The sequence below is a fragment of the Aliiroseovarius sp. B-4 genome (assembly GCF_056857795.1).
The window spans coordinates 201,279-213,968 of sequence record NZ_JBSXNV010000040.1; the positions used below are offsets into that span (position 1 = coordinate 201,279).

At 58.2% G+C, this 12,690-nt stretch carries 13 protein-coding genes; 8 read left to right on the forward strand and 5 right to left on the reverse strand.

Annotated features, from left to right (window positions below):
* Positions 1 to 136 precede the first annotated feature (136 nt).
* The 3 genes from AC13C8_RS14845 to AC13C8_RS14855 all read left to right on the forward strand — a co-directional run bounded on the left by AC13C8_RS14845 (position 137) and on the right by AC13C8_RS14855 (position 3,648).
* Complete coding sequence (locus tag AC13C8_RS14845) at positions 137 to 1,351, forward strand: multidrug effflux MFS transporter (RefSeq protein ID WP_091431261.1); 1,215 nt, start codon at positions 137 to 139, stop codon at positions 1,349 to 1,351.
* A 72-nt stretch (positions 1,352 to 1,423) separates the two neighbouring features.
* On the forward strand, positions 1,424 to 2,827 hold the full coding sequence (locus AC13C8_RS14850; protein WP_482848068.1) for a helix-turn-helix domain-containing protein: 1,404 nt from the start codon (positions 1,424 to 1,426) through the stop codon (positions 2,825 to 2,827).
* 101 nt (positions 2,828 to 2,928) lie between these two features.
* Entirely contained in the window at positions 2,929 to 3,648 is a 720-nt protein-coding gene (locus AC13C8_RS14855) for an alpha/beta hydrolase (RefSeq protein ID WP_143064341.1), read from the forward strand.
* 56 nt (positions 3,649 to 3,704) lie between these two features.
* On the opposite strand, the gene AC13C8_RS14860 is transcribed toward AC13C8_RS14855, so the two are convergent.
* The 4 genes from AC13C8_RS14860 to betI form a co-directional block, all read right to left on the reverse strand.
* The gene (locus tag AC13C8_RS14860) at positions 3,705 to 3,944 is read right to left on the reverse strand and encodes an HP1242/YdcH family protein (protein ID WP_091432577.1); all 240 of its coding nucleotides are present in this window, start codon (positions 3,942 to 3,944) and stop codon (positions 3,705 to 3,707) included.
* A gap of 87 nt (positions 3,945 to 4,031) precedes the next feature.
* Positions 4,032 to 5,687 (reverse strand): choline dehydrogenase, encoded by a 1,656-nt coding sequence (gene betA, locus AC13C8_RS14865; RefSeq protein WP_482848072.1) that lies wholly within the window; start codon positions 5,685 to 5,687, stop codon positions 4,032 to 4,034.
* A gap of 25 nt (positions 5,688 to 5,712) precedes the next feature.
* On the reverse strand, positions 5,713 to 7,221 hold the full coding sequence (gene betC / locus AC13C8_RS14870) for a choline-sulfatase (protein WP_091431267.1): 1,509 nt from the start codon (positions 7,219 to 7,221) through the stop codon (positions 5,713 to 5,715).
* A complete protein-coding gene (betI, locus tag AC13C8_RS14875; protein ID WP_091432579.1) occupies positions 7,218 to 7,799 on the reverse strand; it encodes a choline-binding transcriptional repressor BetI in 582 nt (193 codons plus the stop codon). The genes betC and betI overlap by 4 nt, the downstream gene beginning before the upstream one ends.
* A 193-nt stretch (positions 7,800 to 7,992) precedes the next feature.
* On the opposite strand from betI, the gene AC13C8_RS14880 reads away from it, so the two are divergent.
* The 3 genes from AC13C8_RS14880 (at position 7,993) to choV (ending at position 10,891) form a co-directional block, all read left to right on the forward strand.
* Positions 7,993 to 8,925 carry a choline ABC transporter substrate-binding protein gene (locus AC13C8_RS14880; protein WP_482848074.1) on the forward strand — a complete coding sequence of 311 codons (933 nt, stop codon included), beginning with the start codon at positions 7,993 to 7,995 and terminating at the stop codon, positions 8,923 to 8,925.
* A gap of 75 nt (positions 8,926 to 9,000) precedes the next feature.
* Positions 9,001 to 9,831, forward strand: coding sequence for a choline ABC transporter permease subunit (gene choW, locus AC13C8_RS14885; RefSeq protein ID WP_091431270.1), 831 nt, complete (start codon positions 9,001 to 9,003; stop codon positions 9,829 to 9,831).
* Position 9,832: 1 nt separating this feature from the next.
* The gene (gene choV / locus AC13C8_RS14890; RefSeq protein ID WP_482848075.1) at positions 9,833 to 10,891 is read left to right on the forward strand and encodes a choline ABC transporter ATP-binding protein; all 1,059 of its coding nucleotides are present in this window, start codon (positions 9,833 to 9,835) and stop codon (positions 10,889 to 10,891) included.
* 42 nt (positions 10,892 to 10,933) lie between these two features.
* On the opposite strand, the gene AC13C8_RS14895 is transcribed toward choV, so the two are convergent.
* Entirely contained in the window at positions 10,934 to 11,410 is a 477-nt protein-coding gene (locus AC13C8_RS14895; protein WP_143064342.1) for a hypothetical protein, read from the reverse strand.
* A 209-nt stretch (positions 11,411 to 11,619) separates the two neighbouring features.
* Between AC13C8_RS14895 and AC13C8_RS14900 the strand changes: the two genes are divergently transcribed.
* Together AC13C8_RS14900 and AC13C8_RS14905 are read left to right on the forward strand one after the other, a co-directional pair.
* Positions 11,620 to 11,988, forward strand: coding sequence for a VOC family protein (locus tag AC13C8_RS14900; protein ID WP_091432582.1), 369 nt, complete (start codon positions 11,620 to 11,622; stop codon positions 11,986 to 11,988).
* 3 nt (positions 11,989 to 11,991) lie between these two features.
* A complete protein-coding gene (locus AC13C8_RS14905; protein WP_091431276.1) occupies positions 11,992 to 12,690 on the forward strand; it encodes a helix-turn-helix transcriptional regulator in 699 nt (232 codons plus the stop codon).

Consider the following 12,690-nt stretch of genomic DNA (forward strand, 5'->3'; position numbering starts at 1 on the left):
CGCTTAACCGCCCATCCTGAAAGAGAAATTGGGCGAATTTGCAAATTTATTGCAATGTAGATATTGCAAATTGAATAACTGCAAATTATGCGATCTCAGGATGGACAGTCTGCATGACCGCGCCTAGCCATGACAGATGCCGTCAAAAACCGCATCCCGTTTTTTGGATCCCACCACACCGCCACATGTCTTTACGCTGACATTCGTGGCCGCAGCGGCAACCTTGTCGATGAATGTCTTTCTGCCGTCGCTGCCCGGCATGGCACGGTATTTCGACACCGATTATCGCATCGTGCAATTGTCGGTCGCGCTTTATCTGTGCGTCAACGCGCTGATGCAGGTCGTGGTCGGACCGCTGTCTGACCGGTTTGGTCGCCGCCCGGTGATCATGGCGGGGTTTGCGATCTATATCCTTGCGACACTTGGCTGCATTTATGCGCCCTCTGTTCAGGTCTTTCTGGGCTTTCGAATGCTACAGGCATCTGTCGTTGTCGGTGTCGTCCTGTCACGCGCCGCAATCCGTGACATGGTGCCCGGCGATCAGGCGGCCTCAATGATCGGCTATGTTACCATGGGGATGTCGATCATTCCGATGATCGGACCGTCGATTGGCGGCGTTCTGGATCAGGCGTTCGGATGGAAAGCCAACTTCTGGCTACAAGCTGGCGCGGGTGTTGCAGCAATCCTTCTGACATGGCGCGATCTGGGCGAAACGATCACGCCGCAAGTGGGTGGGTTCCGCGCCCAGTTCCGCGCCTATCCGTCCCTGCTGACGTCACCGCGATTCTGGGGTTACTGCGCGTCGGCAGCGCTGACGTCGGGCGCGTTTTTCGCCTATCTTGGCGGCGCGCCGTTTGTCGGCAGCGAGATTTACGGCATGAGCCCGGCGCGTCTTGGGTTGTTCTTCGGTGCACCTGCTGCCGGCTATCTCGTCGGAAACTATATCTCTGGGCGCCATTCAATGCGGATCGGCTTGACCAATATGGTGTTCTGGGGGGCCATTATCACGGCTGCGGGCCTAACCCTTTCGCTTATACTTTTCCTGCTTGGCTTCGGATCCGAGTATGTCTTTTTCGGCTTCATGACATGGGTCGGCGTCGGCAATGGTATGACCCTACCCAACGCGACATCGGGCATGATGAGCGTGCGGCCGGATCTCGCGGGCAGCGCTTCGGGTCTTGGTGGGGCGTTGAACATCGGTGGCGGTGCAGCCTTGTCAGCCTTGGCCGGATGGCTGTTGGCCCCCGGATCAACCGCTATGCCGCTTCTGCTTCTTATGCTCTCATCCTCGGCTTTGGCGGTGGGTGCCATCCTGCTGGTGAAACAACGCGAAAAGCGGTTGAACCTTTGACGCGATGCCTTTGCAAATGGTATGAGGTTTCAGTAGCAAACTCTGCAAACCCCTCAAAGGAATGCCCTGCGCATGGCCACTCAGAAGCTCTATGCTGGTGTGAAACTTCGTGAAATCCGCTCCCGACTTGGATTGACGCAAAAAAACTTTGCCGAAAAGCTTGGTGTCAGCCTGCCTTATTTGAACCAGATGGAGAACAACAACAGACCGGTATCGACCGGAGTGGTGTTGGCACTGGCGCAGGAATTTGGCTTCGACGTGGCCGAGTTGTCCACAGGTGACGCCGAACGGCTGGTCAGTGACATGCGTGAAGCTTTCGCGGACCCGGTGTTTTCAGACGTGCCGCCGCTGGCGGATCTCAGACTTGCGGCGTCCAACGCGCCCGCGCTTGCCCATGCCTTGCTGGAACTGCACCGCGCCTATCGCATGGGCCACGAACGGCTGGCATCACTCGATGAAAACCTTGGTAACGTGGATCATCAGTCAAAGGCGAGCCCATGGGACGAAGTCCGCGACTTCTTTCACTATTGCGATAATTACATTGACGCTGTGGATCGCGCGGCGGAACATTTCGCTACCACCGGAAAAGCCCGCGGGTTGGACTCTGCCGAAATGGCGGAGTCCGTGTTGAAGGATCGAGGGATCCGGCTTCAACGGGTCGATCAGGATGCGATGCGCAGCTATGACCCCGAAAACCGGGTTCTGCGCCTGTCCAAGCGCCCGCCCCGCGCCACGCAGGAGTTCCAGTTGTTGATGCAAATCGCCTTGCTGACCCAAGATGCGCTGCTGGAAGCCACGCTGGATTTTGCCCGTTTCCAGACCGAAGAAGCCCGTGCCATTGCGAAACTCGGACTTGCCAACTACTTCGCCGGGGCCGCTCGTCTGCCATATGAGCAGTTTCTTGCCGCAGCACACGAGACGCGACACGACCTTGAACGGCTGGCAGATCGCTTTGGTGCGTCGATCGAACAAGTGGCCCACCGTCTCTCTACCCTTCAGCGCCCCGGCGCAAAGGGAATTCCCTTCTTCTTCGTCCGGGTCGATCAGGCTGGCACCATCACCAAGCGACACTCGGCCACGCGCCTTCAGTTCGCCCGTTTCGGCGGCGCCTGCCCTTTGTGGAACGTCCACCAAGCCTTTGAAACACCAGGACGTTTTTTGCGTCAGCTCGCGCAGACACCCGATGGGGTCAGATATTTCTGCCTGTCGCGGAACGTTTCGAAATCGGGGGGCAGTTTTGACGCCCCGGTGCGACGCTATGCAATCGGGCTGGGCTGCGAAGTGAAACATGCGGGCGCCTTGGTTTATGCTGACGATCTGGATGTCACGAATGACGCGGCGTTCGAGCCCATTGGCGTCTCCTGCCGCATCTGTGAACGCCAGTATTGCCACCAGCGATCCGTTCCTCCCCTTGAACGCAAGCTGCAAGTCGATCCATATTCACGTGGCACACTTCCATACGAGATCAAACGATGAATAATTTCCTGTTAACGGTTCTTCTGGCAGTGTTCACCCTTGTCTCACTGCCCGGCACCCCGGCAACCGCACAATCCGCGCAAACGCTGCTGGAACGCCGGGTGTTTTATCAGTTCGATCCAGCACGTGCGGACCCCAAATCGGTCGATAAAAGATTGGTGGAAAAACGCTTCCAGGGGCTGGTCTTGTGGGTTGGTCAACCCCAACCCGGCAAACCGACTGTGTTCTACCTGCCAGGATCGGGTGGGAATCTGCACGTACGACGCTGGAAGTTCCCGTGGTTTCTTGACAGAGGTTACGGAGTTGTCGCGATGGCCTACCCCGGCATGAATGGCAGCAAGGGCCTTCCAAGCCGCCAGCTCATACAGCAACGCGCCAATCAACTATACGACGCATTGCCAACGCTGGTCGGCAACAGCCCCACAATCATTTGGGGCGAGAGCCTTGGCACGGGCGTCGGGCTGGAAATAGCTACCAGCGCGGTCGGGCGTAAACGACCGCCGCTCGGTATTGTCCTGCAAGCACCTTACACTTCACTTGTCGATCTGGTCGCTTACAAGAATCCCGCGATGCTTCCCCTGTTCAGCGCAAGGTCCGATCTGTGGCCGTCAAAACGCACGATCAAACAGACCGATGCACCTTTGCTCATCTTGCACGGCGGCAGCGACAAAACGATTCCAGTCTCGATGGGCCGAACGCTTTTCAAACTGTCGCCCAGCCCAAACAAAGTGTTTATCACCTATCCAAATGCAGGTCACACATCTATTTGGAACAAAGATGCGGTTGCAAAGATGCATAAGTGGATCGAAGCTCTTTACTGAGCCAACCGCATCGGAAACCAGAGGCGACGACCCGGATCGCGACCGAACAACCTGACCTAAGCCGCCGTCAGTATCCGGTAAATCTGGTCTTTCAAGACCGCGCGTTTCTTGCGCATTTCCTCTTCGTTGAACTGATCTGTAGGTTCCACATTGGTTTCCGCGCGGTGCACCGCACGATTCAACTCGTGATATTCATCTGCCAGTTTGGCGAAATGGGCGTCCGACTGCTTCATCTCGGTCATTCGATCGACCAGTTCCGGGAACTCTTCGTGCAGTTCATGGGGGGTGTGAGACATTCGCGACTTCTCCTTTTTCTCTTGGTCCGTCGCAAGATTGCGCGCGTTGACCACCCGCCGCATTGACCGGGATCAAACCAGTGGTTGTTACCGTTGCGAATTTTGCCAGTCCGGATGTATCCAGGGTGCGTCGTTTGACGCAGGAAGTCGGCGCGCCAGAATATGGTCCGCTGCCTTTTCCCCTACCATGATTGAAGGTGCATTCAGGTTTCCGTTGGTGATACGCGGGAAGACCGAACTGTCGGCGACACGCAATCCATCCACCCCTATCACCCGCAATTCGGGATCGACCACCGCACCTGGATCGTCGGCCCGCCCGATCCGGCATGTGCCGCAGGGATGATAGGCGCTTTCCGCATGTTCACGGATAAAGCCGTCTATCTCGTCGTCGGTTTGCAGAGCGTTGCCGGGTTGGATTTCATGCTTCACATGATCCTTGAATGCGTCCTGGGCAAAGATTTCACGAGTCAGGCGAACACAGGTGCGGAAGTCTTCCCAATCCTGGTCTGTGGACATGTAGTTGAAGAAGATGCGCGGGGCTTCGTTCGGGTCCGCCGATTTCAGCGTGATTTCCCCACGTGACGGTGATCGCATGGGGCCGGTATGGGCTTGAAAGCCGTGCCCTTCGGCAGCCGCGGTGCCGTCATAGCGCACAGCCATGGGCAGGAAATGATACTGGATATCAGGATATTCGACACCGGCGCGCGACCGGATGAACGCGGCACTTTCAAACTGGTTTGACGCGCCCAGCCCCGTTTTCGTGAACAGCCATTGCGCGCCCAGAATGCCTTTCCAGACCAGGTTCCAATAGCGATAGAGCGTGATCGGTTTCTGCGCCGCGTATTGCACATAGACTTCAAGATGGTCTTGCAGGTTCTGACCGACGCCCGCGCGATCGGCGACCACTTCAATCCCGTGTTCGGCCAGTTGCGCCGCCGGGCCGACACCAGACAGCATCAGAAGCTTGGGAGAGTTGATCGAGCTTGCGGCGATGATCACCTCGGCTTCAGCGTGGATGATTTCGATCTTGCCGCCACGATCAACCTCGACCCCGATGGCGCGGCCTTCCTTGATCACGACCTTTCGGACGAAGGCCCGGATCAGCTCGCAATTGTCCCGTTTCAGTGCGGGGCGAAGATAGGCGTTCGCCGCCGACCAGCGCCGTCCGCGCCAGACGGTTTGTTCCATCGGGCCAAAGCCTTCCTGCTGCTGCCCGTTGTAGTCGCCCGTCACCGGATACCCGGCCTGCTTCCCGGCTTCGACAAAGGCATGGAACAGCGGATTGGCGCGGGGGCCACGGGTGACGTGCAGCGGCCCGTCTTTACCGCGCCAGCCTGCATCCCCGCCATGGCCCCCGTCATGCCAGTGCTCCATCCGTTTGAAATACGGCAACACATCCGCATAGGACCAGCCATCCGCACCTATCGCCGCCCAATGGTCGAAATCCTTGGCATGCCCCCGCACATAGACCATGCCGTTGATCGAACTGGATCCGCCGATCACCTTGCCGCGTGGCGTCACCAAGGTGCGGCCACCCAAATGCGGCTCGGGTTCGGTTTTGAACCCCCAGTCATACAGGCCCATATTCATCGGATAGCTCAGCGCGGCGGGCATCTGGATGAATGGCCCCGCATCTGATCCGCCGTGCTCAATTACAAGAACCCGCTTGCCCGCCTCGGCCAGTCGATAGGCCATCGCACAGCCCGCACTGCCTGCACCCACGATGATGTATTCTGCTTGCATATTCGTTCCGCCGATTATGGGTCGCTTATTCCCCACGCGGGAACCGCTGACCTTCTTCCAGAGTGTCCAGATTCATGTGATTGCGCATGTAGCGTTCGGACGCTTTTTGCAGTGGTTGGTAATCCCATGGGAAATAGGCGCCGTTGCGCAGGGCTTCATACACCACCCAGCGCCGGGCCTGGCTTTCGCGCACCTCGGCGTCATAGGCCGCGAGATCCCAACGCGCTTCTGACTTCGCACGCAGACTGTTCAGCGTGCCCAGATGCGCCGGGTCATCTGCCAGATTGGTCAATTCATGCGGATCGGCCTCGATGTTGAAAAGCTGATCAGGGTCCAGCGCACAACGGGTGTATTTCCATGGTCCATATCGCAAAGAGACAAGTGGCGCATAAGAGGCTTCCGCCGCGTATTCCATTGCAACAGGGCTTTCGCGCACCTCTCCTTTGGCCAAGGGAACAAGTGTCTCGCCATCGACCCAGGGTTTCACGTCATCCAGCGAAATGCCCGCCAGATCGGCCAGCGTCGGGGTTACATCCAGCGTCGATACGGCCGCCTCGATCCGTCCCGGCTTCAATCCGGGGGCGGTGATCATGAGGGGAACCCGCGCAGAGCCTTCATAGAAGTTCATCTTGAACCACAACCCGCGCTCGCCCAGCATGTCGCCATGGTCTGACACGAACAGGATGATGGCTTCTTGCCTTGTGCGCTCCATCACGTCCAGCATCTCGCCCACCTTGTCGTCCAGATACGAGATATTGGCGAAATAGGCGCGGCGCGAGCGGCGGATATCGTCATCGGTGATGTCAAAACTTCGCCAATCATTGGCGTCAAATATCCGCTGCGCATGGGGGTCGTGCTTTTCGTAATCCATCGCCGGCACCTCGGGTAAAAGATGCTCGCAATCCTCATAGAGATCCCAGTATTTGCGACGCGCCACATACGGATCGTGCGGATGGGTAAAGCTGACGGTCAGGCACCATGGGCGCGCATCATGCCCACGCGCCAGATCATAGAGTTTGGCGCAGGCGTTATAGGCAACCTCGTCGTCATACTCCATTTGGTTTGAAATCTCGGCGACCCCGGAGCCTGTCACAGACCCCATATTGTGATACCACCAGTCAATTCGTTCGCCGGGTTTTCGATAGTCCGGCGTCCACCCGAAATCGGCGGGGTATATGTCGGTGGTCAGACGTTCCTCGAACCCGTGCATCTGATCGGGGCCAACAAAGTGCATCTTGCCCGAGAGCGCGGTTTGATAGCCGGCGCGGCGCAAATGGTGCGCATAAGTTGGAATGTCCGACGCGAACTCGGCTGCGTTGTCATAAACCCTGGTGCGGCGAGGTAGCAGGCCCGACATGAAACTGGCGCGACCCGGCGCGCAAAGCGGACTGGCGGTATAGGCGTTCTGAAACCGAACCGACTGCGCCGCGAGTTTCTTCAGGTGCGGAGCGTGCAGCCAATCCGCCGGGCCATCCGGAAACAGCGTGCCGTTCAGTTGGTCCACCATAATAATCAGGATGTTCGGTTTGGTCATGCGTAAGTCTCCAGTATGACATCAAGACAGGCCAGAACCCGGTCGCAGGCGCGGACGCCGCTTGGCGTGTCTTCACGCAGGGCGTGGCGGATATAGAGACCGTCAATCATCGACGCGAGGGTGTCAGCCACGTCATGCGCGTCGTCGCCGACAAGCGGGCGCAGGCCATCGACAAGGTTTGAGTGCAGGCGATGTTGATACACACGCAAAAGGCGTCGCGCACCATCATTGCTTTGGGACATGACATAGAAGTTCAACCAGGCCGAGATGACTTCCGGGCGGAAGTTGCCAGCTTCGAAATTCGCCCGGATGATTGCCTCGACCCGATCGCGCGGCGAAATGGCACCAAACAAGGCTGCCCGCACCTGCGCGCCATAGACCGACAGGATATGACGCATCGCGGCCAGAAAAATCTGGTCCTTCCCACCAAAATAGTGATGCGCCAAGGCGCTGGACACGCCCGCCCGCTTGGCAATCTGCGTCACGGTGACATCCAGACTGCCCGCGCGCCCGATCTCGTGAATCGTGGCTTGCACCAACGCACCGCGCCGGATCGGCTCCATTCCAAGCTTCGGCATGCCCCCTCCAATATTGGTATCTGGGCAGGTTTGCGTTTTTTTGATTGACTCGTCAATCAATAATAAGCAGCGTCTGTGACCAATGAAGCTGGTTTCACCCGTGCACCCACTGCGCTAGGGTTGGCACGAGTGGTTCGGGATGCCTGAACCGTCGGTCAATAAGAAACTACACAAATACACAGGGAGCGAATAAATGAACCTCAGAACAACTCTATCAGCCATTGCACTCTCCGCCGTGGCCACCGCCGCCGTTGCGCAAGAAGGCTGCAACGAAGTCGTGTTATCGGACGTCGGCTGGACCGACATCACCGCCACCACGGCAGCCACCACCGTCGTGTTGGACGCGCTGGGTTATGATACTGATATCAAGGTGTTGTCGGTGCCCGTCACCTACACGTCGATGGCCGAAGGCGACATTGACGTATTTCTTGGCAACTGGATGCCCACAATGGAAGCCGACATCGCGCCCTATCGCGAAGCTGGCACCGTGGACACCGTGCGCATGAACCTTGATGGCGCGAAATACACTTTGGCCGTGAACAAGGCGGCCATGGATATGGGCATCAAGGATTTCGCCGATATCGCCGCCAACAGCGAGGCGCTGGAAGGCAAGATTTATGGTATCGAGCCGGGCAACGATGGCAACCGTCTGATCCAGTCGATGATCGACGACAATGCCTTTGGCCTTGAGGGCTTTGAAGTCGTCGAAAGCTCGGAACAAGGGATGCTGGCGCAAGTGGCACGTGCGGACAAAAAGGGTGATCCGATTGTATTCCTTGGCTGGGAACCGCATCCGATGAACGCCAATTTCGACATGGGCTATCTGACCGGTGGTGACGACTTTTTCGGACCCAATTTGGGTGGCGCACAGGTGATGACCAACACCCGCAAGGGCTATGTTGAAGAGTGCCCGAATGTCGGCAAGCTGTTGCAAAACCTGGAATTCACTCTGGCCATGGAAAACGAGATCATGGGCGCAATTCTGAATGACGGCGAAGATCCTGCGGATGCTGCCAGCGCGTGGCTGAAAGCCAATCCCGACGCCTTCATGGCGTGGCTGGATGGCGTGACCACCGTCGATGGTGGCGACAGCGTTGACGCCGTCAAAGGCGCATTGGGTCTGTGATCCGAACCTGAACCAAGGACGCGCCGGGGGGTTCTCCGGCGCGTTTCTTCGATCTTTCTGTAAGTAAGGCAGAGCATGGACTGGCTGACCGAGACAAAGATACCCGTCGGGAAGACCGCCAAACGGCTGTTTGACTGGCTTCAGGACACGGGAGAGCCGTTTTTTGACTGGCTCAGCTGGCTGATGGAATTGCTGATCGACGCCATCCTGTGGGTGCTTCAAACCCCACATCCCCTTTTGGTGACGGCGGTTTTCGTAGCCATCACGTGGCTTCTGCAACGCAACTGGAAAACCTGCGCGCTGGTGTTTTTCGGGTTCCTGTTCATCCTGAACCAGGGCTATTGGGAGGAAACGACCGAAAGCCTGACACTGGTTCTGTCGGCCTGCGTGGTCTGCATGGCGGTCGGCACGCCCATCGGCATCGCGGCGGCCCATCGCCCACGGCTGTTTCGCGCCATGCGTCCGGTGTTGGACCTGATGCAAACGCTGCCAACCTTTGTTTACCTGATCCCGGCCATCGTGTTTTTCGGCATCGGCATGGTGCCCGGCCTGATCGCAACCGTAATCTTTGTGCTGCCCGCACCGATCCGTCTGACCCATCTGGGTGTCAGTTCCACACCCCCCGCCTTGCTGGAGGCGGCGCAGGCCTTTGGTGCCACGCCCCGGCAAATCTTGTGGAAAGTGGAGCTGCCCTATGCGCTGCCTCAGATCATGGCCGGTCTGAACCAGACCATCATGTTATCACTGTCCATGGTCGTTATCGCCGCCCTTGTTGGGGCCGACGGTCTGGGCGTGCCGGTCGTGCGGGCGTTGAACCAGGTGAACACCGCGCTCGGGTTTGAAAGCGGGTTCATCATTGTGGTTGTGGCGATCATGCTTGATCGCGTTTTGCGAGTGGAGCGTTAAGATGACCCAGATTTCGCCCCCAACAGACACTGCGGGAGTTGCCGTCAAATTCGACAACGTCTCGATCGTGTTCGGCCAATCGCCTGACAAAGCCCTGCCTCTGATGGATCAGGGTTTGAGCCGCTCTGAAATTCAGGAGGCCACAGGCCAGGTTCTCGGCGTTCACAATTGCTCGCTGACCGTGCAGGAAGGAGAAATTCTTGTGCTGATGGGGTTGTCCGGGTCAGGAAAATCAACCCTTCTGCGCGCGGTGAACGGGCTGAACCCCGTGGTGCGTGGTGCCGCACATGTGTGCGACGGCAACGTCTTGGTCGATGTGACCCATGCCGACAAGAACACGCTGCGTCGCATCCGTGCCCGCCGTGTCGCGATGGTGTTTCAGCAGTTTGGCCTGCTGCCATGGCGGACCGTGCGTCAGAATGTCGGGCTGGGGCTGGAGCTTGACGGCGTTTCCGCCGCCGACCGAAAAGACAGGGTGGACGCACAGTTGGAACTTGTGGGCCTGTCCGATTGGGCTGACCGCAAGGTTGGCGATTTGTCCGGCGGGATGCAGCAACGTGTTGGCCTGGCGCGCGCTTTTGTCACCGAAGCTCCAATCCTGTTGATGGACGAGCCGTTTTCGGCCCTTGACCCCCTGATCCGCACCCGGCTTCAGGACGAGTTGTTGGAATTGCAGCAAACCCTGAAACGTACGATCATCTTTGTCAGTCACGATCTGGACGAGGCGTTCAAACTGGGCGACCGGATTGCGATCATGGAAGGTGGGCGTATCGTGCAATGTGGCACGCCGCGCGATATCTTTACGCACCCCGCTGACGACTATGTGGCCGATTTCGTCGCCCACATGAACCCGCTGGGCGTTCTGACTGCCCGGGATGTCATGACCGACGAAACCTGCGCTGCCACCGTCAGCGTCGATGTACGGGACCGTGTGGGCAAGGTTATGACGGCTCTGGATGGTCAGGCGGAGTTGTCCGTCACCGAACGCGGCAAGCCGATCGGTCGGATTACATCGGATGATGTGATGAAACGTCTGCTGGATCCGCGCGGCGACACCTGACGCGGTTCGCCGCGCTTCAAGCCTGAACCATCCACGAAACGCCTAATTGCTGGCAATACAGTAACGCTTTTCTGGCTTTTTCCCGACCGCCTTTCGCGGGCAGGCCCCGGCAGGCAAGGCACCTGCGTTGATCTTGCCCGGATCTGGCACGGCCACAACCTCGTGCGCCCATCCAAACGGACGGGCCTGGAGCGACCATCCGGACAGCATCGGTGTCCCATCGGTGGACGAGACAGTCAGATGGCGATCTTCTTTTGGCATCCAAAGCCAAAAGCTGCGACCGCTCAGTTTCGAATGCACTTGCCCGACCTCCATCCAAACGCCAGCATCGGCTGGTTTCGAACAAACCTCTGCACGCGTTACCGCCCGTTCGGCACCATTTTCGCCGGCAATCGGCTCCCAGCCGATCACGCGATCGCAGAAGGTAACATTGCCACTGGGAGATTGTGTTTTGGTGGTCTGACACCCCGCCAGAGTGATTGACGTCAGGATTACGGCAGTAAGAAATATTCGGCGCATGTCAGCCCTCTGATCAGACCTCCGAAGCCTATAGCACCTGCGTCTCTGGTCAAGCTCAGCGAACGACGATTAGGGCGGCCACGCAATTTCCAGCCCACCCCGTCAGATCAATCGAGGCGGAGATTGACCAAGGCCCAACCTCCTGACAGCACGTTGTCAGGAGGGGTGTGCGATACAGGCTTCACCAACAACATATGAAGGAGCATATCATGGACACCCAACCCATTGTCGTCTGGGCAGAAATCCCAGTCACGAACCTTGACAAGGCCGTCGCATTCTATTCCGAGGTTTTCCAGTGGAAGATGGCAATTGACGAGACCGGCCCCACCCCCATGGCCAATTTTTCCAGTGACATGACAGGCGTGGGCGGTCATCTTTATGCCGGAAAGCCTGCCACCAATGGAAATGGCCCCACCGTGCATATCGCGACACCTGACAAGCTGGAAACCTGTGCCAAACGGTGCGAAGCTGCTGGTGGAACCATGACTGGCCCTGTCATCGAAATACCGCCGGGCCGTTTCCAATATGCCACCGATCCTGACGGCAACTCGATTGGATTGTTCGAACCGAAAGGATAGGCCATGCGCCGTGCCGACCGCCTGTTTCAGATCATCCAACATCTTCGGGGCGGTCGGCTGACCACCGCGCGTGATCTGTCTGACACGCTGGAAGTCAGCGAGCGGACGATCTATCGCGACATCGCGGACCTGATCGGATCAGGCGTCCCGATCGAAGGCGAGGCCGGCGTCGGATATGTAATGCGGGCGGGGTATGACATCCCGCCCCTGATGTTCACCCGCGACGAGGTGATGGCAGTCATCGCAGGCACCCGCCTGATCGAACGGATGGGCGGCGCCTCCATGGCACGTGCGGCAACGGAAGCCTTGGTCAAGGTACGGTCCGTGTTGCCCGACAGTCTTGGTGCGCAGGCCGACCGGGTCGAAATCCACGCCGGTCCAAACCTGATGCCATCTGATCGCGACAGGCATTTCATTGATCAGATCGAAGCCGCCATCGACGGTCGTCTGCGCCTTGCCCTGACATATGCCGATGAAGAGGCGCGCAAGACCACGCGTGATATCCGCCCCCTGGCTTTGTGGCTATGGAAAAACGGGTGGTGCGTTGTCAGCTGGTGCGAACTGCGCGAAGATTTCCGCATGTTCCGCATCGACCGGATCGAGGGGTTCTCAACCGGGGAACGGTTCCGGGAAGAGCGCGACAAAAGCTTGCCTGCGCTTTACGCGCAACTGGCTGAACAAGGCATTGACCCAAGGGGATAA